The 24,184-nt window shown below is 67.4% G+C and carries 26 protein-coding genes; 7 read left to right on the top strand and 19 right to left on the bottom strand.

Features of this window, described 5'->3' with window-relative positions:
• Window positions 1-102: 102 nt before the first annotated feature.
• Entirely contained in the window at window positions 103-951 is an 849-nt protein-coding gene (locus AC2EBS_RS07740) for a Crp/Fnr family transcriptional regulator (protein WP_484727812.1), read from the top strand.
• Window positions 952-994: 43 nt separating this feature from the next.
• Here AC2EBS_RS07740 and AC2EBS_RS07735 read toward each other — a convergent pair whose 3' ends face one another.
• The 8 genes from AC2EBS_RS07735 to AC2EBS_RS07700 form a co-directional block, all read right to left on the bottom strand.
• Window positions 995-1,615 carry a nitrous oxide reductase accessory protein NosL gene (locus AC2EBS_RS07735; RefSeq protein WP_484727811.1) on the bottom strand — a complete coding sequence of 207 codons (621 nt, stop codon included), beginning with the start codon at window positions 1,613-1,615 and terminating at the stop codon, window positions 995-997.
• 2 nt (window positions 1,616-1,617) lie between these two features.
• Entirely contained in the window at window positions 1,618-2,166 is a 549-nt protein-coding gene (locus AC2EBS_RS07730) for a nitrous oxide reductase accessory protein NosL (RefSeq protein ID WP_484727810.1), read from the bottom strand.
• Window positions 2,163-2,990 carry an ABC transporter permease gene (locus tag AC2EBS_RS07725; protein WP_484727809.1) on the bottom strand — a complete coding sequence of 276 codons (828 nt, stop codon included), beginning with the start codon at window positions 2,988-2,990 and terminating at the stop codon, window positions 2,163-2,165. Before AC2EBS_RS07725 ends, AC2EBS_RS07730 begins: the two co-directional genes overlap by 4 nt.
• Window positions 2,987-3,952 (bottom strand): ABC transporter ATP-binding protein, encoded by a 966-nt coding sequence (locus AC2EBS_RS07720; protein ID WP_484727808.1) that lies wholly within the window; start codon window positions 3,950-3,952, stop codon window positions 2,987-2,989. Before AC2EBS_RS07720 ends, AC2EBS_RS07725 begins: the two co-directional genes overlap by 4 nt.
• Window positions 3,933-5,228, bottom strand: coding sequence for a nitrous oxide reductase family maturation protein NosD (locus AC2EBS_RS07715; protein WP_484727807.1), 1,296 nt, complete (start codon window positions 5,226-5,228; stop codon window positions 3,933-3,935). Before AC2EBS_RS07715 ends, AC2EBS_RS07720 begins: the two co-directional genes overlap by 20 nt.
• A complete protein-coding gene (locus tag AC2EBS_RS07710) occupies window positions 5,225-7,858 on the bottom strand; it encodes a 4Fe-4S binding protein (RefSeq protein ID WP_484727806.1) in 2,634 nt (877 codons plus the stop codon). Before AC2EBS_RS07710 ends, AC2EBS_RS07715 begins: the two co-directional genes overlap by 4 nt.
• 68 nt (window positions 7,859-7,926) lie before the next feature.
• Window positions 7,927-9,864 (bottom strand): TAT-dependent nitrous-oxide reductase, encoded by a 1,938-nt coding sequence (nosZ, locus tag AC2EBS_RS07705; RefSeq protein ID WP_484727805.1) that lies wholly within the window; start codon window positions 9,862-9,864, stop codon window positions 7,927-7,929.
• Window positions 9,865-9,878: 14 nt separating this feature from the next.
• Window positions 9,879-10,274 (bottom strand): hypothetical protein, encoded by a 396-nt coding sequence (locus AC2EBS_RS07700; RefSeq protein ID WP_484727804.1) that lies wholly within the window; start codon window positions 10,272-10,274, stop codon window positions 9,879-9,881.
• A 185-nt stretch (window positions 10,275-10,459) separates the two neighbouring features.
• On the opposite strand from AC2EBS_RS07700, the gene AC2EBS_RS07695 reads away from it, so the two are divergent.
• Both AC2EBS_RS07695 and AC2EBS_RS07690 read left to right on the top strand, forming a co-directional pair.
• Window positions 10,460-10,861: a c-type cytochrome gene (locus AC2EBS_RS07695; protein WP_484727803.1), complete on the top strand. Its 402-nt coding sequence runs from the start codon at window positions 10,460-10,462 to the stop codon at window positions 10,859-10,861.
• 7 nt (window positions 10,862-10,868) lie between these two features.
• Window positions 10,869-11,900: an FAD:protein FMN transferase gene (locus tag AC2EBS_RS07690; protein ID WP_484727802.1), complete on the top strand. Its 1,032-nt coding sequence runs from the start codon at window positions 10,869-10,871 to the stop codon at window positions 11,898-11,900.
• Window positions 11,901-11,908: 8 nt separating this feature from the next.
• Here AC2EBS_RS07690 and AC2EBS_RS07685 read toward each other — a convergent pair whose 3' ends face one another.
• The 5 genes from AC2EBS_RS07685 to AC2EBS_RS07665 are packed head-to-tail and all read right to left on the bottom strand — an operon-like array spanning window position 11,909 to window position 16,521.
• A complete protein-coding gene (locus AC2EBS_RS07685) occupies window positions 11,909-13,078 on the bottom strand; it encodes an NnrS family protein (RefSeq protein ID WP_484727801.1) in 1,170 nt (389 codons plus the stop codon).
• A gap of 16 nt (window positions 13,079-13,094) precedes the next feature.
• On the bottom strand, window positions 13,095-14,510 hold the full coding sequence (ccoG, locus tag AC2EBS_RS07680; protein WP_484727800.1) for a cytochrome c oxidase accessory protein CcoG: 1,416 nt from the start codon (window positions 14,508-14,510) through the stop codon (window positions 13,095-13,097).
• Entirely contained in the window at window positions 14,494-14,985 is a 492-nt protein-coding gene (locus AC2EBS_RS07675; RefSeq protein ID WP_484727799.1) for an RrF2 family transcriptional regulator, read from the bottom strand. Before AC2EBS_RS07675 ends, ccoG begins: the two co-directional genes overlap by 17 nt.
• 17 nt (window positions 14,986-15,002) lie before the next feature.
• Complete coding sequence (locus AC2EBS_RS07670) at window positions 15,003-16,220, bottom strand: NnrS family protein (RefSeq protein ID WP_484727798.1); 1,218 nt, start codon at window positions 16,218-16,220, stop codon at window positions 15,003-15,005.
• Window positions 16,221-16,236: 16 nt separating this feature from the next.
• On the bottom strand, window positions 16,237-16,521 hold the full coding sequence (locus AC2EBS_RS07665) for a DUF2249 domain-containing protein (RefSeq protein ID WP_484727797.1): 285 nt from the start codon (window positions 16,519-16,521) through the stop codon (window positions 16,237-16,239).
• Between the two features lie 129 nt (window positions 16,522-16,650).
• Between AC2EBS_RS07665 and AC2EBS_RS07660 the strand changes: the two genes are divergently transcribed.
• The 4 genes from AC2EBS_RS07660 to AC2EBS_RS07645 all read left to right on the top strand — a co-directional run bounded on the left by AC2EBS_RS07660 (window position 16,651) and on the right by AC2EBS_RS07645 (window position 20,329).
• Entirely contained in the window at window positions 16,651-17,046 is a 396-nt protein-coding gene (locus AC2EBS_RS07660; RefSeq protein WP_484727796.1) for a putative zinc-binding protein, read from the top strand.
• An 88-nt stretch (window positions 17,047-17,134) separates the two neighbouring features.
• Window positions 17,135-17,428: a FeoA family protein gene (locus AC2EBS_RS07655; RefSeq protein ID WP_484727795.1), complete on the top strand. Its 294-nt coding sequence runs from the start codon at window positions 17,135-17,137 to the stop codon at window positions 17,426-17,428.
• Entirely contained in the window at window positions 17,425-19,311 is a 1,887-nt protein-coding gene (gene feoB, locus AC2EBS_RS07650; protein ID WP_484727794.1) for a ferrous iron transporter B, read from the top strand. The genes AC2EBS_RS07655 and feoB overlap by 4 nt, the downstream gene beginning before the upstream one ends.
• A gap of 112 nt (window positions 19,312-19,423) precedes the next feature.
• Window positions 19,424-20,329 (top strand): acyltransferase, encoded by a 906-nt coding sequence (locus tag AC2EBS_RS07645; RefSeq protein ID WP_484727793.1) that lies wholly within the window; start codon window positions 19,424-19,426, stop codon window positions 20,327-20,329.
• Here the strand turns inward: AC2EBS_RS07645 and AC2EBS_RS07640 are convergent.
• The 6 genes from AC2EBS_RS07640 to AC2EBS_RS07615 all read right to left on the bottom strand — a co-directional run bounded on the left by AC2EBS_RS07640 (window position 20,316) and on the right by AC2EBS_RS07615 (window position 24,164).
• The gene (locus tag AC2EBS_RS07640; protein ID WP_484727792.1) at window positions 20,316-20,720 is read right to left on the bottom strand and encodes a SirB2 family protein; all 405 of its coding nucleotides are present in this window, start codon (window positions 20,718-20,720) and stop codon (window positions 20,316-20,318) included. The genes AC2EBS_RS07645 and AC2EBS_RS07640 overlap by 14 nt on opposite strands.
• A gap of 78 nt (window positions 20,721-20,798) precedes the next feature.
• A complete protein-coding gene (locus tag AC2EBS_RS07635) occupies window positions 20,799-21,041 on the bottom strand; it encodes a DUF3297 family protein (RefSeq protein WP_484727791.1) in 243 nt (80 codons plus the stop codon).
• Window positions 21,042-21,235: 194 nt separating this feature from the next.
• The gene (locus AC2EBS_RS07630) at window positions 21,236-21,889 is read right to left on the bottom strand and encodes a glutathione S-transferase N-terminal domain-containing protein (protein ID WP_484727790.1); all 654 of its coding nucleotides are present in this window, start codon (window positions 21,887-21,889) and stop codon (window positions 21,236-21,238) included.
• 16 nt (window positions 21,890-21,905) lie between these two features.
• On the bottom strand, window positions 21,906-22,394 hold the full coding sequence (locus tag AC2EBS_RS07625) for a GreA/GreB family elongation factor (protein ID WP_484728308.1): 489 nt from the start codon (window positions 22,392-22,394) through the stop codon (window positions 21,906-21,908).
• 488 nt (window positions 22,395-22,882) lie between these two features.
• On the bottom strand, window positions 22,883-23,506 hold the full coding sequence (locus tag AC2EBS_RS07620; RefSeq protein WP_484727789.1) for a tyrosine-type recombinase/integrase: 624 nt from the start codon (window positions 23,504-23,506) through the stop codon (window positions 22,883-22,885).
• A gap of 220 nt (window positions 23,507-23,726) precedes the next feature.
• Entirely contained in the window at window positions 23,727-24,164 is a 438-nt protein-coding gene (locus AC2EBS_RS07615; RefSeq protein WP_484727788.1) for a Spy/CpxP family protein refolding chaperone, read from the bottom strand.
• Between the last annotated feature and the right edge of the window lie 20 nt (window positions 24,165-24,184).

The following is a 24,184-nucleotide window of genomic DNA, read 5'->3' as shown; positions in this document are numbered from 1 at the left end:
ATCAGATCAAATCCACACGAGGTGCCGCGATGTTTGACTTCGGCCTGCACGTGAGTCCCAGCCCCTGCTGCCGAGGGCTTCGCGTGCCCAGTCGAGGTCGCCATGAACTACGCCACAGACATTGCTCGCAGCCCTGCCCATGCCGTGCCGCCGTTGGCGCTGCTCGCGCCCCCGCCGCCACCACCGCCGGAGTGGATGCTGCGCGGCGAGCCCGCGCCCGCGCCGGCGCCGCCGATGAACGCCTACCGCGCGTCGCTGCGCGAAGCCATTGCCAAGGCCTGCCGCCCCTACGAGCTCAGTGCCTGGTCGGTGGCCGAGCTGGCTGCGCTGGGCCTGGGCCATCGCTACCGGGCGCGCAGCCAGGTGCTGGCGGCTGGCAGCACGCCGGCGCGCAGCCTGTGGCTGCTGGTGCGCGGCCGCATCAGCCTGGGCAAGCGCGATGCGGCAGGGCGCTGGTGGCAAAGCAGCGAACTGGAGGCGGGTGACTGGATCGACGTCTCCAGCGCATGGATGGGCGCCAGCCATCCGGAGACCGCGCTGGCGCTGACGCCTGTGCTGGTTCACGAGTTCCCGATCGACGAGGTGGTGCAGCACTGCCTCAACGACGCGGTGCTGGTGCGCGTGCTGCTGGCCTGCGTGGCCGCGCGGGCGCGTGGCGCGACGCTGGACAAGCAGGCCCTGCTGACCAAGGACATCCACGCGCGGCTGGCTGCGTGGCTGCTGGAGCGCTGCGAGCCGCTCGGGGATGGCAGCCGCGGACGCTTGCAGCTGCGTCAGCAGAAGAAGGACATCGCCTCGCAGCTGGGCGTGACGCCCGAGACGCTGTCGCGCTGCCTGCGCCAGATGCAGCAGGAGGGCTTGCTGGAGATGGAGGGTTACCGGCTCAGCTTCACTGACCTGCCGCGGCTTCGGCAGCTCGCCGAGCGCCGACCACCGCGCTATATGCGCTGAGCCGTCCGTAGGGGCGACTCAGCGCGGGGCGCTCCAGTCCGGTTCAGTGCCGATGCGGCGCGAGTTTCTGCAACTCGGCCGGCAGCCGGCGCTCCAGCGTGACGAAGTCCAGCACCTGTCCGCCATGGCTGAGGGCGAAGCGCTCGGCCTGGCTGCGTGAGGCCAGCGCCGGCAGATTGCCGCTGCGCATCGGCCCGAGCTGGTTCGAGCCGTGCACGAAAAAGGCCTGACTGGCGGTGATCCAGGCGCCGCTTTCGACATCGCTCACATAGATCGCCGCGATCTCGCTGCGCTGTCGTCCGACGGCGTAGCGCGGCACGCGCTGCAGGTAGTGGAACAGGCTCAGCGGCGAGTCCAGGAAATGGGCCTGGCCGTCGGCGAAGATCAGCTGTGCGGCCCAGCGGCGCTGGCGCGCCGGAAACATGCCGCAGACCGGGCAGCGTGCCTGCTCGGGCACCTCGCGTGCCGCCAGCATGGGGCGTCCGCTGGCCGGCTCCCAGGCCAGCGTCGGCGCGACGATGCACACCTCGCCCGGCAGGTCCTCGGCGGCACCGCCCACCCGGGGCGCTGCATCCCACCAGCGCAGCGCCGGGCCGGCCAGCAGCGTAGCCGTGCCGGCGACTGCGGCGCCCAGCAGAAGTCTTCGAAGGGGCTGCGCAAGCATGTTCACATGCGCGTGTCATGCAGCGCGCCGCCAGTGAGGTCCACGTCCTCGGGCTTGAGCTGGGCGAAGGCGATCACGCGGCCGCCCCATTTCTGGCTGAAGGCCTGGGCCGCCCCCTGGTCGGCAAAGCTGGCGGCCGTGGGCCCCATGGAGCCGTGGCGCTTGCTGCCCAGCACATAGACAGCCTGGCGAGCGTCCGCCCAGTGGCCGACCGGCTTGTCCCAGTCGGCCTTGCCCATGTCCTGCACCCAGGCGCCTTCGACGGCGCGCACCTGCTCGGGTCTGAGCAGGGTGGCCAGCAACTCGGTGCCGTCGCAGAACCAATGCAGCTCAGCGTCACCCTTGTAGCGGATCTGGCCCTTGGGGCCCGGGTAGTCGGCCAGCAGCATGCCGTCCAGCGAGCAGCTGCTGCCGGCAGCAATCTCCTGTGGGCCCGTCGCGCTCTTGGCATCGCCGCCCTCGCGGCTGCAGCCGACCAGGGCGCTCAGGCCCAGGGCGGCACAGCCGCACAGCAGGCGACGGCGGCCCGCATCGGTGATCTTCTTGGTCATGGCTTGAATCTCCATAGCGCCAGCGACAGCGGGGCCACGATCCAGGCGAGCATCGCACCGCCCATCACCCAGGGCTGACCCAGGCTAGGTGGCACGACGCTGGCCAGGCCGTAGAGGCGGCGCACATCGTCCAGCGAGAACACATTGAGGATGCGGAACACGTCCGCCGGATTGAGCAGCAGCACATAGGCCAGCGCGTCGCCGCCGAACTCGCCGCCAGAAGCCACCAGCAGGCCCAGCAGCAGCAGGTCAAACACCAGCACCAGCGAGAACCACAGGCCGATGGCCAGCCCCGAGGCCCGCGCGCGGTCGCGCGCCAGCACCGAGATCAGCATCGCAAGGCTCAGGAAGGCCAGGCCCAGCAGCACCGCGCTGAAGGTGAAGCCGACGTAGTGGTACAGGCCGTACCAGCTGAACTGGCGGAACAGCAGCACAGCGACCAGCGCGAAGCCCGCCAGCGTGGACAGGCTCAGCGCCGCCGCCAGGCCCAGGTACTTGCCCAGCAGCAACTCCAGCCGCGTGATCGGCAGCGCCAGCAGCAGGTCCAGCGAGCCGCGCTCGCGCTCGCCGACGATGGCATCGAAGCCCAGCAGCAGCGCGATCAGCGGGATCAGATAGATGACCAGCGAGACCAGGCTGGCAATGGTGGCCTCGATCGAGCGCGGCCCGATCTGGCCCTGCGCAGCGCCGCCGAAGTAGGTGATGGCTAGCGAGAACAGCGTGAACACCAGAGCCACGGCCAGCACCCAGCGGTTGCGCAGGCGGTCGCGAAACTCCTTGAGGGCCAGGCTGCCGACCTGCCTGAGTTCGAATCCGTCGCTCATGCGGCCTCCCGCAGGTCGAAATAGAGATCTTCCAGGGTTGGCTCCATGATTTTCAGATCGCTCAGCGCCGTGTCCGCCAGTGCGGCCAGCAGCGCCATCTTGCTGCGCCGCGCGCAGCTGACGGTCAGGTTGTGGGTGTCGTCGCGCTGCCATTGCAGGCCCGGGTGCGCCGCGGCCAGCGGCGCCAGGCGCTGCGGCAGCGTGTCGAGCAGCTCGGCAGCACCCTGCAGGGCCAGGCGCAGAGGGCGTGGCGAGAGCGCGCGCAAGACATCCAGCGTGCCGCTGGCGCACAGGCGGCCACCGTTGAGCATGGCCAGCGAGTCCACCCGTTGCTCCAGTTCGGCCAGGATGTGAGAGCTGATCACCAGCGTGACGCCCCGCGCGCGAAGCCGCTCCAGCTGGGTGTAGAAGTCGCGGATCGCCGCCGGGTCCAGGCCGGTGGTGGGTTCGTCCAGCAGCAGCAGACCGGGTTCGCCCAGCAGGGCTTGGGCAAAGCCCAGGCGCTGGCGCATGCCCTTGGAGTACTCGCGCACCGGGCGCTGCGCGGCGCCGCCCAGGCCGACCTGCTCCAGCAGCTGCGGGCACTGCGCCGCATCGGCGCCCTTGAGACGGGCGAAGAAGCGCAGCGTCTCCAGCGCGTTCAGGTTGTCGTAGAGCACCAGGTTCTCGGGCAGGTAGCCGAGCTGGCGGCGCACGGCGCGGGCATGATGCGCGCCCACCTCGCTGCCATTGACCCACAGCCGTCCGTGGCTGGGCGTGATCAGGCCCAGCACCAGCTTGAACAGCGTGCTCTTGCCGGCGCCGTTGTGGCCGATCAGGCCGAAGATCTGGCCGCGCGGCACGCTCAGGTCCACGCCATCCAGCGCCTTGACGCACTGACGGCCGCGGCCGTAGTGCTTGCTCAGGCCCTGCACATGCAGGGCGCTGTCTTTTGAAATTGATTCAGCGGAACTGCCGATCACGCCATTCACTCCATGTCTTGTGTTGGGGCTGCATCGCCGGGCGGGCATCGACCACGCTGGGCACACGCATCACCGGGAATTGCTGGCCGAGCACGCGCAGCGCCTGCACCGCCGGGCTGCCCAGCAGCAGCCTCATGCTGGGATGGCGCCACTGCAGCCGGTCCACGATGTCGTTGGCCTCGTAGGGGATGTCGCCGAAGCCGTCGCCGTCGCGGTCCCATCCCAGGTAATTGCTCCAGTGATTGCCCTTGTCGTTCTGACCCTGGCCATCGCCCCAGCGCTCGTCGCGCGCGCCGATGTAGCGCACCTGCTCGCGGTTGCCGATGAAGTCATTGCCCTGCACGATATTGCGCGTCGAGCCGGCCGACAGATGCACCGCGACGCGGTTGTCGACCACCAGATTGCCGCGCAGCGTCGCGTACTCGACGTCGTAGATGAAGAAACCGCGGTTGTTGCCGGCGACGACGTTGTTCTCGATCACCGAGTCCTGCAGCGTGCGCAGCATGATGCCGAAGTCGCTATTGCCCCAGGTGCGGTTCTTACGCACCGTCTGGTCGCGCACTTCCATCAGGGCCAGGCCGCCGCGGTTGTAGTAGCTGTCGTTGTCCTCCCACAGGTTGTAGTAGGAGTTCATGTAGTGCGTGCCGTAGCGGCTGTGGTGCAGCCGGTTGCCGCGGAACACCGCATGGTGCGACACGTCCACATAGAGCGCGTCGCGCACGAAGCTGATGTTGTTGCCCTCTATGCGCGCGCCCTTGGTGTTGTAGAGCTGGATGCCGTTGCCACGCTGCGCGGAGTTCACATCGCGCAGCCCGGTGATGAGGTTGCGCTCGATGCGCACATCGTCGGCCTTCTCGATCCACAGGCCGAACAGGTTGTAGGTGAGGTCGCACTGGCGAACGACGGCGCGATGGCTGCCCGGTTGTATGTAGATGCCGGCGTGCTGTTCCTTCAGTTCGTGGCCGGAGTCGCGCACGATCAGGCCCTCGATAGTCACGTCGGTCGCGGCCACGCGAATGGTGTCGCCGCGCCGCCCGCCCGAGAGGGTCGGCCGACCGATACCGCGCAGCGTCAGCGGCTTGTCGATGCGCAGGTTCTCGTCGTAGAAGCCGCGTTCGATTTCCACCGTGTCGCCCGCGGCGGCGCGGGCGATCACCGGGGCGATGGCCTCGCCCGCTCGCACGCGCCAGCTGGCTGCCTGTGCCGTGGAACACAGGCAGACGGCAAGCAGGAGTAACTGCGGTAGACGCAGACCGGATAGGCATCGGACCGTCATGCCGGTAGCCACCCCAGGGCCTTAAACGTGAGGAACAGCGCTGCGCCGATCAGCAGGTTCTTGAAGCCCACATAGCTGAGCATGTCCATCCAGCCGGCCACACGGTAGCTGCCGCGCCACCAGGGGCCGTCCTTCACATAGCGACGGCCGCTCATGCGGATCAGCACCTCGTAGACGCTCCATCCGAACCACCAGGCGATGATGGCCGCCGAGGACAGCTTGCCCTGTGCGGCCAGCAGCCAGGCTAGGCTGGCTGCCAGCGCCAACGAGAAGCCGGCCACCTGCAGCGCGCGCTGGCTCTTCCAGCCCTCGCGGCTCCAGGGCCACAGATGGTCTCGCACTTCCATCGCCAGCCAGGCCAGCGCGCCGCGCCCGGCCTTGTGCGCCGGCATGGCCTCATCTGTGGGCATGCGCGGGTCCGGCCCCTGGGCGGCCTTGGCGCTGATGGCCGGCACCAGGTCGATGGGGATGTAGTAGCCGTCGCGGCCGATCGGCGTGATCAGCAGACCGTCGCGCTCACGGCGCTTGCGCTCCCGGGCCAGCGGCGGGCAGCCCTTCTCGTCGGTGTACAGCACCATGCAGTCCAGGCAGTGCAGGCACTCGCGATGGTCGATGCGGCCAGCCGCATCTATGGCCTGGGCACCGCAGCCCACCGCGCAGGCCTTGCAGCTGTTGCAGTCCTGCTTGCGCTTCAGGCCGAACCAGCGGAAGGTGCTGGGCATGGCCAGAGCCGCGCCCAGCGGGCAGATGTACTTGCAGTAGGGGCGCTCGATGAAGATCGACAGGCCCAGCAACACCGCGACGAACAAGCCGTAAGGCCAGGCACGGTTGAACACGCCGACCAGGAAGGTGGTCTTGAAGGGCTCGACCTCGGCCAGCATCTCGGCCCGACCCATATCGAACATCGACACCGCCAGCAGGCCGAAGAAGATCGCGTACTTCAGCCACTTGAGCCGGTCGTGCAGGGCTTGCGGTACGGGCTTCTGCCAGCGCTTGAGGCCCAGCTTGCGGGCCAGCTTGAAGATCGCCTCCGACAGCGAGCCGAAGGGGCACATCCAGCCGCAGAACAGGCCGCGACCGAACAGGAACACCGTAGTGATGATGAAGATCCAGAACACGAAGATAAAGGGATCGCTCAGGAACAGCGACCAGGTCCACTGGAACAGCAGGCTGTGGAACCAGGTCAGCACCTGGGTGATCGAGGGCTGGGCCATCACGCCGAAGCCTACGAACACGATGGACAGTGCCCAGGCGCTGTACTTGAAGGCGTTGACCGGCCACTTGTTCTTGTGCGTGCTCAGGCGTGTCAGCCTCTCGCGCAAGGCGTAGACGACGGTGACGCCGACCAGCAGCGCGGCGAACAGGGCAATCGGCAGGGCCTGGGTCTTCCAGATGCGCACCCAGGGCGCATCGGGTTCCTTCACCATCGGGCGGCCGCCTTGCAGCAGGGCGTCGGGCAACCAGTACTTGGTCTCGAAGACCGCGAAGCTGCGCTGCCCGGTGGCGCGGTCGACCCGGTTGCCCAGAAAGGCCAGCTTCCAGGGATAGGCGGCGGAGAAGCTGGCGCTGCGGATGATGAAGATGGCGGACTCGTCATAGGCCGGCGCGCCGGCGGCCGAGAGCCCGTAGAGGTTCAGCGAATCCAGGTCGCGGAAGGTGAAGCTGTCGGCCTCCTGCTTGACCTGCACGCGGTCGTAGATGCCACCACGCACGAAACCTGAGCCCTTGAAGGATTCGGCTCCGGCGCTGCGGATGATGAAGAAGGCATGCTCGCCGTCCTTGAGCCGCGCGCGCAGCGCGGCGTAGCTGCTGTCGCCCAGCAGGCTGGCGCCCAGATCAGGGTGATTCAGGTCGCCGAACCACAGCTCGATGAAAGGTTCGCTGCTGCGCTCCAGCCCGACTTGTTCGGGCCTAACCCGCAGCTGCTTGACGGCGCCCATCTTCAGCAACTGCTCCCAGCTGTAACGCGTGCCGCTGCTGGCCCAACGGGCCTGCGCGCGGAGGGTGGGCTCGATGATGCCGACTTGCCGCGCCACGGCGCTGCCCGAGAGCTGCATCACCTGGTTCTGTGCCACCACGGTGACGGTGGCGCCGGAGATAGCGTCCACGCCGTGGATGTTCTCGTCCGGCCGCGAGGGGCCGACCTCGATCTGGTCCTTGACAGACTTGCCCAGGTACTGGTCGTTGAACTTGATCAGCGCCGATTCGGGGATGCCCAGCAGCAGGATGGGCTCGGAGTGCTTGAGCACCTTGACGCCGACATAGCGGCCCTGCCTGTCCATGCCGATCAGCGTGACCACCGGCTTGCCCGAGTAGGCGGGGGTGTCGGTGATGTCGGTGGACAGCATCACATAGCCGAGCAGGGCGGGCTTGCCCGAGGCATCGGCCGCGCCATAGGCCTCGACGTAGGGCGGCTGTCCCTTTCGATGGGAGAAGCTTAGCGCCGCGGGAAAGACCTCGCGGCAGGGGACGCGCGAGCACAGATCGGGCTCGGTGGCCAGATCCGGTGGCAGCTGCGCCTCATAGGCCTGCTGGGAGGGGGCGGCCTGCGCACAAGCGGCCGCCAGAAAAAAAACCGCGGCCGCCACCCGAAGGCAGGCCGCGAACAGTCGATCAACAACTACCGGCATCTCGATTCTCGTTATCGACCTGCCGGGCCAGCCGGCTCGAGTGGCTGGCCCGCAGGTTTGTTTCGCCCTTACGCTTCCACGATCATGCGGGTACGCATCTCCAGGTGCAGGGCGTGGCAGAAGTGCGTGCAGTAGCACCAGTACACGCCGGGCTCACCGGCGATGAAGGTGACCGACGCCGTCTCCTGCGGGTTGACGATGAAGTTGACGTTGTGGCCCGGAATCGCGAAACCGTGCGTCAAGTCCTCGATCTTGTCCAAGTTGGTCAGGATCAGCGTGACCTCGTCACCCTTCTTGACCTTGAACTCGCGCAGCGAGAAGGCCGGGGCCAGCGAGGTCATCTTCACGGTGACCTTCTTGCCGTTGCGGAACACGCCCGACTCCTTCGCGTCCTTGACGGCGTTGGGGAAGTCGTCCAGCGCGTAGACCTGCTTGGGCTTGAGCAGATCGCGCTTGAAGATGATGAAGTCATGCGGCTCGCCACGCACCGGGTGGTCGGCCATCAGCACCATCTTCTCGCCGGAGATGTCGATCAGCTGCTCGTTCTCAGCATGCAGCGGGCCGACCGGCAGGAAGCGGTCCTTGGAGAACTTGCAACCGACCGCCAGATACTTGCCGTCGGCAGCCACGGTCTCCGACTGCGACGCGTTGATGTGGCCGGGTTGGTAGTGCACATCGATGCGATCCACCACGTATTTGGCGTTCTTGTCTCCCTTGTGGAAGGCAATCGCCTTGTCCACGTTCCACTTCACCACCTGGCTGTCGAGGAAGAGGGTGGTGTAGGCATTGCCGCGGCCGTCGAAGGCGGTGTGCAGAGGGCCCAGGCCCAGTTCGACTTCGGCGGCGATGGCGCCGTCGAGCTTCTCGAGTTTGCCGTCGAACCACTCCAGCACCTTCGCCAGTTCGATCACTGTCGCCGTCGGCGAGAGCTTGCCGGCGCAGATGAAATACTTCTGGTCCGGGCTGGCGTTCACACCGTGTGGATTCTTCGGCACCGAGACATAGGCGGTAAGCGCCGTCTTGGCATCCTTGTTGGCCTCGCGCGTGCCGTCCACTACAGGCACCTTTGACGTGCCGATGGTCTTGAACTTACCAGCCTTGACAGCCTCCTCGATGCGGGCGACGTTGAAGAACAGGCAGGCGTCGCGCTCCGCGGACATCATGTCCTCGTACTTGGCGCCCATCTCGGTGTTGTACTGATTGGTCGCCGCCAGCTTGCCGTCGAAGCTGGTCGCCACCAGATCGCAGTTGCCGTCGATCAGCACCTGCCAGCGCACTTCCATCGTCTCTGCGTCCACGCAGCTGAACAGCGAGCGGTACTTGCTGCTGTCTTCGGTCCCGGCGTTCGGCAGCGGCGTGGAGAATTCGCCGCCGCAGAACACGCGGGTGGTGTAGTTGATCTTCGGGTCGACCGGGTCACGCTTGTCCGGGAAGATGCCGTGGAAGCCCTGCACATTGGGCAGTTGCGTGATCTTGTCGCAGACGAAATAGTCCAGGCGGATACGGGCGATGCGACTGTTGATCTTGTCGTTGATCCAGGCGTAGCGGCCGTCGTAGTTGCCGTCCTTGTAGGAGGCATGCGTGTGGTGGGTGTCGCCCACTGTGTAGCGCAGTGAGCCGTCGGCCTTGGTGCCCATGACCTTCTTGGACTCATTCGTGTGACCCCAGCCCACCAGCGCATCCGGCACAAAGCAGGGAATACGCAGCAATTCGCGGCCCGAGGGCAGACCCAGCACACGCATATCGCCGGTGTGTCCGCCGCTCCACAGGCCGTAGTAGGTGTCGAGCTCGCCCGGCTTCAGGTGGGCGCCGGAGGCCGCGCCGCCGTGGGCGGGCGTTGTGCCGGAGGCCGCGGCAGGCGCGGTCGGGGCGTCGGACTTCTTCTCGGCGCAGGCCGCGGCGCCCAGGGTCAGGCCGGCGAGTGCCGCGCTGTTGATGAAGCGGCGGCGTGCGAGGCCCTTGGGTTCGGGCTGGACGTCGGTCTTTAGGGTTTGGTCTTCACTCATGGTTCTACCTTCTTCTAGGTTGCACGATGGATAACAGGAGGTGCCCGCGCCTGGGGCGCTGGCGTCGGGACGGGGTGAATCGACAGCCATGCGTCGCAACTGACGGCCTTGTTGATCGGGGGCGGCTGCGACGATTCGTCTTGCCCGGATGGCAATGCGGTCAGCTCATCAATTAGGCACAGTGCGCACTCCGGAGCGCCGCGTGGGTCGAGAGCTCCGTCTTCGACGGCAAGGCCGCTCTCGATGTCGACGATGCGCATGGGCCCGAGCGATGAGCAGACCGTAGCCAGCGTCGCGGGGCGAATCAGGGGTGCCGCGTAGGCCAGCGACCAGCTGATCAGCAGCGCCAACAGCACCCAGGCGCAGCGGCGGGGCATGCGCGAGCGGATGGGAGCGATGGAGAGCGTCACGGTGAGCGATCAACTAATTAGGCAGGCGGATGTTCAACAGTCGATGTGTCTCCAACGTTGATCTGCGTCAGACGAGCCAGCAATGGATAAAAGATGTATGAAAAATAGAACAATTAGCTGGCGAACGAACGAGCTGCCGTCCAGAATGTGCGCATCCCAGCCAGTACAACGTTCGAAAGGCTCCTATGAAGAAGATGCAAATTCCCAGCGCTCTGATGCTGGCGTCGGCGCTGCTGCTTGCTGCTTGCGGCAAACAGAGCGAGACGCCCCCTGCAGCGCCGGCAGCGCCGCCGCACCAGGCCGCAGCGCCTGCGCCGGCCCCTGCAGCGGAGAACTCCGTGGGCAAGAGCGTCTATGGCAAGACCTGCGCGATGTGTCATGCGGCCGGCGTCGCGGGTGCACCCAAGCCTGGCGACAAGGCTGACTGGGGGCCGCGCATCGCCCAGGGCAACGAGGTGCTCTACAAGCACGCCATCGAGGGCTACACGGGCGCCAAGGGCATGATGCCGGCACGCGGCGGAGCCGCTTCGCTGACGGACGACGAAGTCAAGGCGGCGGTGGATTTCATGGTGGCGCAGTCGCGCTGAGGTCTGCATGGCGGCATCGATTTCGTCGCGGCGTCGTTCGCTGACCCTGGGCGCCTTGGCTTGTGTGCTGCTGCCGCGTGCGGCGCTGGCGCATGGCGCGGTTGGCGCTGCGGTGCAGCGCAGCTCCGCGCCGTTGATGGGCACGCAGATCGACATCGTTGTTGAGCATTCCAACGCGAGCTTGCGTACCCAGGCGCTCGATGCGGCCTGGGCCGAGATGCTGCGCCTGTCGGAGATGATGAGTCGCTACCGCAGCGCGAGCCAAGTCAACCTGCTGGCGCGTGCGGCGGGCGCTGCGGCCGTACCGGTGGCGCCTGAGCTGATGGCCGTGCTGCAGCAGGCGCAAGAGCTGGCGCGACTGAGCGGAGGACGCTTCGACGCGACGGTTGGCGCCTATGCCGACTGGCGTTTCGAACCGGGCAGCCCGGCACATCTGCCCGACGCTGCAGAGCTGACGAAGCAGCGCACTCTGGTTGGTGCGCCGGGCCTGCAGCTGAATCCGCAGACTGGCACGGCGAGGCTGGGGCGACCCGGCATGCGTCTCGATCTGGGCGGTATTGCCAAGCTCCCCATCCTGGAGGCGGGCTTGCGTACCCTGCACCGGCATGGCGTGTCCGATGCGCTGATCAACGGCGGCGGCGACGTGCTGTGCAGCGGCACATTGCAGGGTCGGCCCTGGCGCATCGGCCTGCGCGATCCGCGCTCACCGCAGCAACTGCTGGGCGTGTTGGCGCTCAGCGGCGGCGTTGTCGCGGCCTCGGGCGATTACGAACGCGGTTTCGATCTGGGCGGCCGGCGTTATCACCATATCCTCGATCCTCGCAGCGGCCAGCCCAGCCAGGGCCTGCGCGGCCTGGCCCTGGTGGCGCGCGACGTGCAAGCCGTCAACGGGTGGGGTGCGGCCATGATGGTCGCCGGCAAGGCGCAGTCGCAACAATGGCTGCGCGAGCAACTGCCCGGCGTCGGGGCCATGCTGGCCGAGCCGGGCGCGGTATGGCTCTCGGCGGGCTTGCGCTCCAGGCTCTTGCCGGCGGCATAGCCCCGGGCTCAGGGCCTGGGTGCCTTGCGCCCCGCAGGGCTGCTCAGCAGCCAGGGCAAGTAGCGCAGGCACCAGCCCATCGCGAGCATCGCGAAGCCGGCCGCGGTAGCGACAAGCAGGCCGCGCTTTGGCCACAGGCCGGCAGCCATGCGCAGCAGCAGCGTGGCCTGGAGCAGCCACTGCAGCGCCCACAGCATGCGGTCCACTGCGACGCTGCGCCCCTGCTGTACGGCGCTGACACGGCTGACCATGGCCAGCAGCGTGGTGCCCATGAAGCCCAGGTACAGCGCGTGGTTCGGCAGCGCCTGCTCGACCAGGCCGGCGCTGGCTAGCGCCTGCAGGGCAAGAGCGACAGCCAGCCAGTGATAGCCCAGGTGCAGCTGCGCGATCAGCGGTGTGCGCCGCGGCAGGGCCAGAGCCGGCTGCCAGGAGTCACGTAGCAGCAGGGCGGCGAGCAGGGCCAGGTAGGACATGCCCGGCCAGCGCAGCAGGCTGAGTGCGGGGATGCTCGGTGTGATCGCGAGGAGGGCGCGGATCAGCAAGCCGACGAGCAGCAGCATGAACAGTCCGGCGGCGCGTCGGCCCAGGGCATGCAGAAACGGTGTCAGCCGCTGCAGCGCCAGCGCGAACACGCCGGTCACGCCGAAGTCCAGGCCCAGCCGCGTGGCCAGAGCCAGTCGCGCGAGGTCCAGCGGCGCGCTGGCTGCAATCAGCAACGCCAGGCCGATGACGGCGAGGCCTGCGGCAATGCCCTGCGCGTGGGGCGAGCGGCGCGCCTGCGGCAGCAGGCACAGGCGCAGCAGTGCGCCAGCGCAGGCCAGCACGGCCAGGCTCGCGCCGAGCAGCCCGACGCTGGCCAGCGCTGGCCAGTGCCACAGATCGGCCGCAATCACCAGCACCCATCCGCCGGCCGCTGCCACAGCTGGCGCGATCGACAGGCGGCCATCGGGTGGCTCCAGCCCCAGCCAGCGCGGCGGCGCGGTGAAGGCGAAACCGGCAATGAACAGCGGCATGAAGCCCAGGCCCATCAGCATTGCATGCAGCGGTACCGGCGGCAGCAGACCCGGACTGTTATCGGCCATCAGCCGCCAGCACCACCAGGCTGCGCCGCTCAGCCAGACCAGCGCCGCGGCGATGAACAGCGGCCGATGTGGGGCGAGGCGGGCCGCTGCTGCCATCGTGCGCCCCGCGCCACTAGCGCGGCAGGTAGAAGCTGGCCTTGGAGGCGTAGCTCACGCCCGTGCGGTCGAGGTCCTGCGCGCGCAGCTGCACCGGGTGCGCTCCAGCTGCGAGCTTGGGGCTGTAGGGCAGGCGAAGCTGCACCGTGACGGTGTGGATGCTGGCCGGCGGCACGCTCAGTTCGCTGCTGGCGCCGGTCAGCCGCAGGCCGGGCAGGCCCTCAACGCCGAGCTGCAGGCGCAGCGGCTGCTCGCTTCGGTTCATCAGCTGCAAACGGTAGACGTTCTCGATGGCACCGTCCTCGACCTGGCGGGCCAGTGTGTTGCGGTCCTTGATGACGTCGATCAGCAAGGCTTCGCGATTGGCGATGCTCCAGCCCATCGCGCCGGCCAGCAGCGCCAGCGTCGCGCCGTAGAGCAGCACGCGCGGTCGCATCGCGCGGCGCAGCATCTGCGCGCGGGTCCAGCCCTTGCTGATGCCGTTCTCGGTGGCGTAGCGGATGAGCCCGCGCGGTGCGCCGATCTTGTCCATCACCTGGTCGCAGACGTCGATGCACGCCGCGCAGCCTATGCACTCGTTTTGCAGGCCCTTTCGTATGTCTATGCCGGTGGGGCAGACCTGCACGCACAGCGTGCAGTCGACGCAGTCGCCCACGCCTTGGGCGAGCAGATCGGCGCTCTTCTTCGAGCGCGCGCCGCGCGGCTCGCCGCGCTTGGCGTCGTAGCTGATGATCAGCGAGTCGGCGTCGATCAGTGCGCTCTGGAAGCGCGCATAGGGGCAGATGTACTTGCACATCTGCTCGCGCAGATAGCCGGCATTGCCGTAGGTGGCGCCGGCATAGAACAGCACCCAGAACAGCTCCCATGGTGAGAGCGCGAAGGCGCCCATGCTGGAGCCGAGTTCGCGTATCGGCGTGAAGTAGCCGACGAAGGTGAAGCCGGTGAACAAAGCCAATGCCAGCCAGCCGCCCTGCTTTGCGCCCTTGCGCCAGAGCTTGTCCCAGCCCCAGGCTGCGGCGTCGAGCTTGATGCGCGCCTGGCGGTCACCCTCGGTATGGCGCTCTATCCACAGGAAGAGCTCGGTGTAGACGGTCTGCGGGCAGCTGTAGCCGCACCACAGCCGTCCCGCCACTGCGGTGAAGAAGAACAGCGCCAGCGCACTGAGCACCAGCAGCGTGGCCAGGTAGATGAAGTCCTGCGGATAGAGCACCAGGCCAAGCACATAGAAGCGTTGTGCCTCGAGGTCGAAGAGCAGGGCCTGGCGGCCGTTCCACTGCAGCCAGGGCATACCGTAGAAAAAGAGCTGGGTCAGCGCAACGAAGATCCAGCGCCAGTTGGTGAAGCGACCGCTGACCGAGCGGGGATAGACCTTGGCTTCGGCGGCGTAGAGCGAGAAGGAGACGGGCGTTGTAGGTTCAGGTGTCGGGGGCATCGTGCGCGCGGCGGCCGCGTTGCGGGTGCGCCATGGTGACTGGCTGGGCCACGGCTCGCGCTCGTGCGGCCAGGCGCGGCGTTGGCAGTAGCTCGGCCAAGGTATGGGCATCCAGTTGCTCGAGGAACGCAGCCAGGGCCTTGTTGAAGATGCCGGTCAGTCGGCACTGGCCGGTGAGCGTGCAGGCATTGAGCTCGCCCAGGCATTCGACGAGATAGAAGTCCGGCTCGATGCTGCGCACCAGTTCGCCGAGCTGGATGTCCTCGGGCGCCAGCGCGAGCTTCATGCCGCCGCCTTTGCCGCGCACCGTGGTGATCCAGCCGCCCAGACCCAGCTGATGGGTGATCTTGGTCAGATGTGCCTCCGAGATGCCGTAGGCCTGCGCCACTTCCGCCGTGGTGCACAGCCGCTCCGGGTTGCGGCCGAGGTGGATCAGCAGGCGCAGCGCGTAGTCGGTCATCGTGGTCAGTCGCATCGAATCGTTCCTCTCGTTCAGCCTGGCTGCCCGTCCAAGCGGGGGCGCATCAGTATCGGTGCATAGCGCCACAGGTAGAGCGCGAAGGCCAGGGTCCACAGTGCGGCGGACAGCTGCACCGCCAGCATCAGGCTGGCCGGCCAGAGCAAGGGCAGCAGCACTCGCACGAGCGCAGCGCCCAGCATGGCCAGGTAGGCGCCCTGCTCGAGCGGGCCGGCGCGCAGCGGCCGGCCGGTGTGGCCCAGCGCGGTACGCGTGATCATGCCCAAGGTGATCAGGCCGATCACGCCGAGCGTCAGCGCGTGGGTGGCCGGCCCGGCCGCGATCCAGCCCAGCTCGGCCGCGGCGCGCAGCCCCAGGTGCACAGGCAGCCACAGATAGGCGGCGTGCAGCACCCAGACCAGCGCATTGCCCAGCGTCTTCCAGGGCTGCCAGAGCAGCAGGCGCCACAGGTGCGCGATCAGCGCGACGAGCAGGGCGGCGGCCAGCACAGGCCCGCGCACGCCCAGGGCGTCCAGCGCCATCAGCGTCAGCACGCTGCCCAGTGCGGCCTTCTCCACACGCGGATCGCGCCTGGACTGCATGCCGGGCACACCATTGTTGGAGAACATCGGCACGATGCGTCCGGCCATCACCGCGATCATGAAGAGCACGATGTCCAGGCCGAGTGGCAGGCCCAGGCCGCCGGCCAGATCAGCGGGCCACGCATCGGACAGGAGCAAATGCCCCATCAGGTGCAGATGCAGCGCGCCGCTGGCCAGGCCCATCGCGACCAGCAGGCCGACGAAGAAGTAGTTGCGCCGGTTCTGGGCGGCATGCAGCGCCCGCCACAGCCCCCAGGCGGCCAGCCAGGGCACGGCCATGTTGAGCGCGAGCGAGGCCCAGGGCCAGGGCGAGAGCACCAGCAGCCTTGCGCTCACCCACAGCGCGGCCAGTGCCATCAGCGCGCCCCCGGTGGGCGTGGGCTGGCCGGACCAGTTGCGGCCGGCAGTGAAGAGAAAGCCGACGATCACCGCCAGCGCATAGCCGAAGACCATCTCATGGCCGTGCCAGGCCGCGCCTTTGAGCCAGCCGTGCTGCAGCACGCCGCTGAACTGCAGCACCCATAGCGGCACGCTCAGAGCCGCGAAAGCCGCGGCGAGCAGGTAGAAGGGGCGGAAGCCAAGCTGCCACAGCGCGATGCCGCCGCGCTGCACCGGCCGCGGTTCTTGCAGGGGAACGAAGACGCTGCTCATGTCAACTCCCGCGGCCTCAGTGCCCGCCGCCGCCACAAGAGCCGCAGCAGCCCCGGGCGGCCAGCCGGGTGATGCGGCTGCGCCATTGCGCCGGGCCTTGCTCCAGGGTCTGCCAGTCCTGCTGATGGCCCCACTGGGCGATGAACTCGGCGCGCAGAGGGCGAGGTTCATGGTCGGTGATCAGTTCCAGCGCCTGGCCCGGCGACAGCGAGGCGAAGGCTGAAAGGATGGTGGCATGCCGTTGAGGGCCTGGAATCAATCGGGCATCGATCTCGATGGCGCTTGCGGTGTTGTCCAGCATGGGTCGCGATAATAAGGTGCATTGAAAGTACAACTATTCTGGGTGCGCGCCTCTCAGAAAGCAATATAAAAAATATAGCTTTTGAGCGAGAGCAAGTCGCGCCGGCCTGGATGGCCCGACCATGAGCTCATGAACGAGACCGCGAAGCGACCGCCCTTGCCCCTGGTCTACAGCTGTTCTGGCTGCTCCGACGCGGCCCAGCTCGCCAACCATCTGGCCGTACGTCTGGACCGTGCCGGGCTGGCCGAAATGTCCTGTATCGCCGGTGTCGGCGGCGGCGTGCCCAATCTCGTGCGCAAGGCGCGAGAGGCGGCGCACGGTGGTCGCCCCATCCTTGCGCTGGATGGCTGCGTGCTGGCCTGCGCCAAGGCCTGCCTGGCCACGCAGGGGCTGGCGCCCACCCGGCATGTGCGCTTGCATGAGCTGGGCGTGCGCAAGCACTACCACAGCGACTTCGACACCGCCCAGGCCGACCAGCTGTTCTCCCGCCTGGCCGAGGAACTGCAGGCGACGACCCAGAGCTGAGCACGCAATCGCGCAATCCTTGCGCTGGGACAAGGGCAGGCGAGGCCTCCAAATGCGAAACGTTCGCATTCGTGGCTAAGATGCCTCCATGTATCCCGTTCCCGAGCGCAGCCGCGGCCGCGACGCTTCCGATCCGCCTACGCTGGACCAGCTGCCCAGCGGCGCGCGTGCCCGTGTCCAGCGCGTCGTCGCGCCGCCGGCCCAGCCCGAATGGCAGCGGCAGCTGCAGGACCTGGGCTTCGTGCCCGGTGCCGAGGTCGCGCTGCTGCGCCGCGCGCCCTGGGGCGACCCGCTGGTGATCGCGGTGGAGGGCAGCCGCTTTGCCCTGCGCCGCGCCGAAGCGCGCTGTGTGCAGCTCGAGCCGGTGGTGCAGCCGGCATGAGCGCCGTCCGTCAGGACGCCGTGGTCCATGTGCACCGCGGCGGGCCGCTGGTGGCCCTGCTGGGCAACCCGAACTGCGGCAAGACCACGCTGTTCAACCGGCTGACCGGCAGCCACCAGAAGGTGGCCAACTATGCCGGCGTCACGGTGGAGCGAAAGGAGGGGCGCTTCAGCACGACGGCCGGCAAGACGCTGCGCCTGCTCGACCTGCCCGGCGCCTACAGCCTCTATCCGCGCAGCCCCGACGAGCGCGTCACCGTCGATGTGCTGCGTGGCCAGGCCAGAGGCGAGAAGCGGCCCGACCTGCTGTTGTGCGTGGTCGATGCCAGCCATCTGCGGCGGCACCTGCGCCTGGTGCTGGCGGCGCGCCGCCTGGGCCTGCCGATGGTGGTGCTGCTCAATATGGCCGATGTCGCCGAGGCGCGCGGTCTGAAGATTGACGCTGCCGCGCTGGCGCGCGAGCTGGGCGTGCCGGTGCTGCGCCTGGTGGCAGTCAGCGGCGACGGCGTGAACGAACTGCGTGGCCTGCTCGATGGGCCGGATCTCTGGCGCGTGCCGCCAGTGCCGACCGGGGTGGACGACGAGTCCGGCGACCACCTGCGCGTGCAGGCCATGCTCGAGCGCCTGGGACTGGCGCAGGAGCTGCCGCAGACCGGCAGCGACCGCATCGACGCGGTGGTCTTGCATCCGGTCGCGGGGCCGCTGCTGCTGGTGCTGCTGCTGTTCCTGATGTTCCAGGCGGTGTTCTCCTGGGCCGAGGCGCCGATGCAGGCGATCGAGGCGGGCGCTGGCTGGCTGGGCCAGCAGATCGCCGCGGGGCTGCCCGAGGGCTGGCTGCGCAGCCTGCTGGTGGATGGCGTCATCGCCGGCGCGGGCGGGGTGCTGGTCTTCCTGCCGCAGATCCTGATCTTGTTCTTCTTCATCCTGGTGCTGGAGGAGTCGGGCTATCTGCCGCGCGCGGCCTGGCTGCTGGACCGGCTGATGGGCAGCCTGGGCCTGTCGGGGCGCAGCTTCATCCCGCTGCTGTCCAGCTTCGCCTGTGCGATCCCCGGCATCATGGCCACGCGCAGCATCGCCAGTCCGCGCGACCGCCTGGTGACGATGGCACTGGCGCCGCTGATGACCTGCTCGGCACGGCTGCCCGTGTATGCGCTGCTGATAGCCGCCTTCATCCCCAGGCGCGAGCTGGCCGGCGGCTGGGTCGAACTGCAGGGGCTGGTGCTTTTCGCGCTCTACATGGCTGGCATCGTCGGTGCTGCCGGCCTGGCCTGGCTGCTCAAGCGCTATGGCGGCGGCATGCAGGCGCATACGCTGATGATGGAGCTGCCCAGCTACCACTGGCCGCGGCTGCAGAACCTGGCGCTGGGCCTGTGGCAGCGGGCTGTGGTGTTCATCAAGCGCGTGGGCTCGATCATCCTGCTGCTGTCGCTGCTGATCTGGCTGCTGGCGAGCTTCCCCGCTGGCGCGGACGGCACGCCGTCTATCGAGGCCAGCTGGGCCGGGCAGCTGGGTCGCGCGATGGCGCCGGTGTTCGAGCCGATCGGCTTCAACTGGCAGATCTCGATGGCGCTGGTGCCCGGCATGGCCGCACGCGAGGTGGCGGTGAGCGCGCTGGCCACGGTCTATGCGCTGGCCGAGACTGGCGCCGACGAGGCCGCTGGCACGCTGGCGCCGCTGATCGGCGCGCAGTGGAGCCTGGCAACCGGTCTGTCGCTGCTGGCCTGGTATGTGTTTGCGCCGCAATGCCTCGCGACGCTGGCCACGATCAGGCGCGAAAGCGGCAGCTGGCGCTTCGTGCTGGCGCTGGCGCTGGGCCTGTTCGCGCTGGCCTACCTGGGCAGCTTGCTCACCTACCGGTTTGCCTTGCTGCTCGGTGCGGGCTGAGCGCGATCGGCGGCCAGGGCTCACCTTGACCGCCGGCAACCGTGCGCGCCACTGCATGGGCGATGATGCGAGCCTGCCATATTGTCCCAACAGCGCCTGCTGATCGTTCCCGATGCTCAAGATGCTTCCAGCCGCGGTGCGCGGCGTGATCGCTGCGGCCTTGCTCGGCCTCAGCACCCTGCTTGGCTTTGCGCTGATCATCCTGCCCTCGCTGGTCAAGCTCCTCGTGCCCATTCCGGTGGTCAGCCTGTTCTGCACGCGCCTGATCAGCGGCATCGCTAGCGGCTGGGTGGCGATCAACAACGCCTGGATCGTGGCCGTCGGCAACCCGCCCTGGGACGTGCAGGGCATCGAGGGCCTGCACCAGCGCGGCTGGTACCTGGTCTCACCCAATCACCAGAGCTGGGTGGACATCCTGGTGCTGCAGCGCGTCTTCCACGGCCGCATTCCCTTCCTCAAGTTCTTCCTCAAGCACGAGCTGATCTGGGTGCCGGTGATCGGGCTGTGCTGGTGGGCACTGGACTTCCCCTTCATGAAGCGCGGCCGCAGCTCCGGCGCCAAGGCGGCCGACCTGGCGACCACGCGCAAGGCCTGCGAGAAGTTCAAGAAGCTGCCCACCACGGTGATCAACTTCGTCGAGGGCACGCGCTACACCGAGGCCAAGCATGCGCAGCAGAACGGACCGTATCGTCATCTGCTCAAGCCCAAGATCGGCGCGCTGAGTGTGGCCTTGGCGACGATGGGCGAGCAGTTCGAGGCCCTGCTCGACGTGACCCTGGTCTACCCCGATGGCCGGCCGACCTTCTGGCACCTGCTCTGCGGTGAGGTCGGTCGCGTGATCGTGCGCGTTCAGCCGCGGCCTATCCCTGCCGAACTGGTCGGCGGCGACCCGCAGCAGGACCGCCGGCTGCTGGTGCTCACCGGGCGATGGATCGAGATGCAGTGGGCCGAGAAGGACGCGCTGATCGAGCAGCTCTTGCGCGAGGCCGAAACGGCAGTACCGCCTAGGCAGCGCTGAATCGCGCGAACCAGCCGGCCGGGTGGTGCGCCAGCGCCACCGAGGCCATAAAGCAGAACAGCGCCAGCGCGGCGATCAGGCAGGCGCTCTTGCCGCCGCGTGTCGGCGCACGCTTGAGCGCGAACGAGCCGAGCACGATGTAGAGCAGCAGCAGCGCGAGCTTGGTACCCAGCCAGCTGTGGTGCAGCGGATGCAGGCCGAGCAGGATCCACAGCGTGAGGCCGGCGGCCAGCAGCAGCACGTCGATCGCGACGCTGAGGCGCCGCGCCAGCGGCTGCATGGGCCAGTCGGCGCCGGCGATCACGCCCAGGCCGCGGGCGGCGAACAGCGTGCCGCTCAGGCCCACCAGACCGATGTGCGCGTGCTTGATCGCGAGATAGATCTGGCTCATGGGCATTTCATGCGTGCAGCCCGGCGGCCTTGCGCGCAGGCGTGCCGCTCAGGCGCAATCAGGCGCGATCAGGGGCAATCAGGCGTAATAGGCCTCGACCGTGCCTTTGAGCTTGATGGTCAGCGGCTGGCCGCGGCGGTCCACCGCCTTGCCGGCCGGCACCTTGATCCAGCCTTCGCTGATGCAGTACTCCTCGACATCCTTGCGCTCCTTGCCGTTGAAGCGGATGCCGATCTCGGCCTGCTGCTCCATGATGGCCTTGTTGAAATGCGGGCTGCGCGGATCGACGGACAGGCGGTCGGGCAGGGGGATCTGGCTCATGTTCGGTGGGAGTGGGGTTCTTGCGAAGCGGCGATTGTCGGCCAAGTGGGGCCGGGGTCTGTTCCGTGGACGAATCCAGACGCCTCGCGAATGCTGCCAATCGACCGCCGCAGGGGCGGGCAAGCAAGCGCGTCAGCTCCAACCGGCGCTTGGTCTCCGGCTCAAGATTGGATCGACCGACAGCCAAGCCAGGCTCACAGCGGCGGAAAGCGATGCGCACCTTGCGCGGGCATCTTGTACATGCAAGCAGAGAACAGCGGGTCTTGGAGCCAGCCGCCCAGCCAAGCCCGTACCGACGCCAAGTCCAGGCCTGCAAACCATTCCGGGTCCACCGCGGCGAACTGACGGACGAAGGGGAACACGGCCAAGTCGGTGGCGCATGGCGTGGCGCCGCCCAGGTAGGGCGCGCCATGCAGACGTGCCTGCAGTGGCCGCAGCAGCGCGTCCACTGCCCAGTCGCGGTGCGCTTCCGGCGCGCTGGGCTCAGCCGCGTAGCGCTGCGGATACTTCCAGCGGTCCAGATGATGCTTGAAGGCGCCGTCGTTCCGTTGCAGCAGGTCGAGGTTCGCCGCTGTCTGTGCGCGCGCCCAGCAGCCCTGCGCATCGGGCGCAGTCAGTGCCCAGCGCATGATCTCCCAGCTCTCGTCGATCACGCTGCCGTCCGGCAGCTGCAGCACCGGCACCGTCGCCTTGGGCGACAAGGCCAGCAGGCTGGCTGGCTTGTCGCGCAAGCTGACCTCCACCGCCTCGAAGGCCCGCCCGGCTTTCAGCAGCGCCATGCGTGCGCGCATCGCGTAGGGGCAGCGACGGAAGGTATAGAGCCGCGGCATCGGCGAGCCCGCGGGCAAGGGCGCTGTGTGCGGCTCAATCAACCCGCAGTACCTCGAATCGCTGTTGGACTGAAGCGACCTGGATCGACACCTCATCGCCCTCGTGCTTGCCCAGCATGGCTTGGCCCAATGGGGACGCGCAGCTGATGACCTGAACGTGCTGGGCGCTGCTCGGCAACAGCAGCTTCATGCTGCCGCCATCCGGGCCGAGGAAGAGCAGCTGCTGCTTGTCATCGGCATCGAGCAGGCTGACCAGCGCGCCAAGCTGAATGCCTTGGCTGGCATCGTAGGCGCGTGGGCGGAATTGCTGCCAATGGCTCATCGCCTGGCGGATGGCTTCGGCGCGGCGAGCCTGGCCGGTGGCCAGGTAGGAGGCCTCAAGACCCAGCGTGTCGTACTTGTTCTCGGCGATGTTCTCCTCGTGTGTCGCCGTCTCATGCGCCGTCCGCGCCCCATGCTCGGCTCGAAGCAGGTCTTCGCCGAGCCGTTCCAGCACGTGCCGCTGCAGCAAGAATTTATCCATGATGAAAACTAGGCAAGCACTCGAACAAGTGAAGGACGCCTTCATTGTGAACGCCTCCACCAGCCGCCGACGCTTCTGCTGGCTGCCGCCTGACTTCAGCCGAAGGGCCGCTGAAGCCATCGACGACGCCGAGCGCCAGTCCCGGAGCGCGAGACAAGCTGTTCGCCGCGGACGAAGTGCCCGCTGCACAGAGGTCGCTCGCCAAGCAAGTGGCGCTTCAGGCTGGTAGCAGTCGCTCGGTTCTTGACCGCCCAGTGACCGCTTCAGCCTGCACCGGACAGTCGGCTGCTCAAGACTTGAATGACTGCTAGTGATCCCGTGCGACCCCACAGAGCGAGACACACCCCGGGTGCGTCTCCACTCGCGCGACGAAGGACGCAGGAGTCGATGGAGCGAGTCGGCCGAGGGCACCGGCTCGACTCCGCCTCATATGGCCGCCTCTGATGGCTGCGCCGACACCACTGCCGCGCAGAGCGGCTCCGAGACAATCAAATCTCTGTCTGTTCCGAAATCTCAAGGGCGTCGTCGACCTCGATACCCAGATACCTGACAGTGGACTCCAGCTTGGCGTGCCCAAGCAGCAATTGCACAGCGCGCAGGTTCTTTGTGCGACGGTAGATCAAAGTCGCTTTTGTTCTTCGCATGGAATGTGTTCCGTAGTCGGCACGATCCAAGCCCAGTTCGTCGACCCAGTGGCCGAGGATTCGCGCGTACTGTCTGGTTCCCAGATGAGGCGATCGATGGAGCCGACTGGGGAAGAGATAGTCCTCTGGCTTCAGACCGGCCTGCCTGATCCATGCATGCAAGGCATCCCTTGCAGCCTGCGTGATCTCGAATTGCACGGGGCGTTGAGTCTTGTGCTGCATGACGATCGCACGCGTCGCCATCTGATCTCCGTGGCATACGTCCCTGACTCTGAGCGCCACAAGGTCACATCCGCGCAGTTTGCTATCAATGCCGAGGTTGAAGAGCGCCAGTTCGCGTACCCGACCTTGCATCTGAAGTCGGATGCGCAGCGCCCAGATGTCCTTCAGCTTGAAGGGCGCCTTCTGCCCGACGATCTTGCCCTTGTTCCAGGGCTCAGGATGAGTCGCATTGCCCGTGGTTCCCATGATGGTCTCCCATCTAGTTGAGGAGCCAAGAGGATGCATAGAGATCGATCCATGTGCCAGACCGGTGGACCGGAGACTGCTGAAGTCCTGGCAAAGGTCTGCATGAAGGCGATAAACCGGCCTGACCTGGCGCAGCCTGATGCTGCTGTCATCTGCGGTGGCGTGACTGCAAGGCTTGGGAGTCTTCGGCGGGCGGCGTCTGCCGAGCCGCCGTCAGCGCTCAGCGCAGCCCGTCGAGATACAGCTTGCTCAGCTGGGCGAACTGCTCGGCGCTGAGGGTCCTGCGCAGGTGCTCGGCGCAGCGGCTGCGGCCCTTGAAGTGCTCGATCTCCGCGTCGGCGATCTGCCGCATCAGAGCTTCGCGCTCGGCATCTGGCTTGTTGTCCAGGATGGCTAGGCGCAGCTGACCGCGCAATTCGAGGATCTTTTTCTGCAGCGCGACACGACCGGGCATGGCCTGCTTGCGGTAATCGTCGAGCGACTTGATCTGCTCGGCGGAAAGCTTCAGATCGGCCTCGTAGCGCATGGTCAGCGGCATCAGCTCGACCACGGGGATGGCGCCGTCGCCAGGCACGTTCTTGGCGATGGACAGGCTGGCGGCGCAGGCCAGCGCAGCGAAGAGCGCGCCGCGGCGCAGGATCTGCAGGGAGGAGTTCATGCTTGATTCCTTTTGTCGAG

Source organism: Roseateles sp. T103 (assembly GCF_057219915.1).
This window is presented reverse-complemented; position numbering and strand designations above follow the sequence as displayed.

Bases quoted from the DNA above. Each gene is read 5' to 3' on its own strand.
- AC2EBS_RS07740 (WP_484727812.1), top strand. From the start codon at position 103: ATGAACTACGCCACAGACATTGCTCGCAGCCCTGCCCATGCCGTGCCG.
- AC2EBS_RS07735 (WP_484727811.1), bottom strand. From the start codon at position 1,615: ATGCTTGCGCAGCCCCTTCGAAGACTTCTGCTGGGCGCCGCAGTCGCC.
- AC2EBS_RS07730 (WP_484727810.1), bottom strand. From the start codon at position 2,166: ATGACCAAGAAGATCACCGATGCGGGCCGCCGTCGCCTGCTGTGCGGC.
- AC2EBS_RS07725 (WP_484727809.1), bottom strand. From the start codon at position 2,990: ATGAGCGACGGATTCGAACTCAGGCAGGTCGGCAGCCTGGCCCTCAAG.
- AC2EBS_RS07715 (WP_484727807.1), bottom strand. From the start codon at position 5,228: ATGACGGTCCGATGCCTATCCGGTCTGCGTCTACCGCAGTTACTCCTG.
- AC2EBS_RS07710 (WP_484727806.1), bottom strand. From the start codon at position 7,858: ATGCCGGTAGTTGTTGATCGACTGTTCGCGGCCTGCCTTCGGGTGGCG.
- nosZ (WP_484727805.1), bottom strand. From the start codon at position 9,864: ATGAGTGAAGACCAAACCCTAAAGACCGACGTCCAGCCCGAACCCAAG.
- AC2EBS_RS07695 (WP_484727803.1), top strand. From the start codon at position 10,460: ATGAAGAAGATGCAAATTCCCAGCGCTCTGATGCTGGCGTCGGCGCTG.
- AC2EBS_RS07690 (WP_484727802.1), top strand. From the start codon at position 10,869: ATGGCGGCATCGATTTCGTCGCGGCGTCGTTCGCTGACCCTGGGCGCC.
- AC2EBS_RS07685 (WP_484727801.1), bottom strand. From the start codon at position 13,078: ATGGCAGCAGCGGCCCGCCTCGCCCCACATCGGCCGCTGTTCATCGCC.
- ccoG (WP_484727800.1), bottom strand. From the start codon at position 14,510: ATGCCCCCGACACCTGAACCTACAACGCCCGTCTCCTTCTCGCTCTAC.
- AC2EBS_RS07675 (WP_484727799.1), bottom strand. From the start codon at position 14,985: ATGCGACTGACCACGATGACCGACTACGCGCTGCGCCTGCTGATCCAC.
- AC2EBS_RS07670 (WP_484727798.1), bottom strand. From the start codon at position 16,220: ATGAGCAGCGTCTTCGTTCCCCTGCAAGAACCGCGGCCGGTGCAGCGC.
- AC2EBS_RS07665 (WP_484727797.1), bottom strand. From the start codon at position 16,521: ATGCTGGACAACACCGCAAGCGCCATCGAGATCGATGCCCGATTGATT.
- AC2EBS_RS07660 (WP_484727796.1), top strand. From the start codon at position 16,651: ATGAACGAGACCGCGAAGCGACCGCCCTTGCCCCTGGTCTACAGCTGT.
- AC2EBS_RS07655 (WP_484727795.1), top strand. From the start codon at position 17,135: ATGTATCCCGTTCCCGAGCGCAGCCGCGGCCGCGACGCTTCCGATCCG.
- feoB (WP_484727794.1), top strand. From the start codon at position 17,425: ATGAGCGCCGTCCGTCAGGACGCCGTGGTCCATGTGCACCGCGGCGGG.
- AC2EBS_RS07645 (WP_484727793.1), top strand. From the start codon at position 19,424: ATGCTCAAGATGCTTCCAGCCGCGGTGCGCGGCGTGATCGCTGCGGCC.
- AC2EBS_RS07640 (WP_484727792.1), bottom strand. From the start codon at position 20,720: ATGAGCCAGATCTATCTCGCGATCAAGCACGCGCACATCGGTCTGGTG.
- AC2EBS_RS07635 (WP_484727791.1), bottom strand. From the start codon at position 21,041: ATGAGCCAGATCCCCCTGCCCGACCGCCTGTCCGTCGATCCGCGCAGC.
- AC2EBS_RS07625 (WP_484728308.1), bottom strand. From the start codon at position 22,394: ATGGATAAATTCTTGCTGCAGCGGCACGTGCTGGAACGGCTCGGCGAA.
- AC2EBS_RS07620 (WP_484727789.1), bottom strand. From the start codon at position 23,506: ATGGGAACCACGGGCAATGCGACTCATCCTGAGCCCTGGAACAAGGGC.
- AC2EBS_RS07615 (WP_484727788.1), bottom strand. From the start codon at position 24,164: ATGAACTCCTCCCTGCAGATCCTGCGCCGCGGCGCGCTCTTCGCTGCG.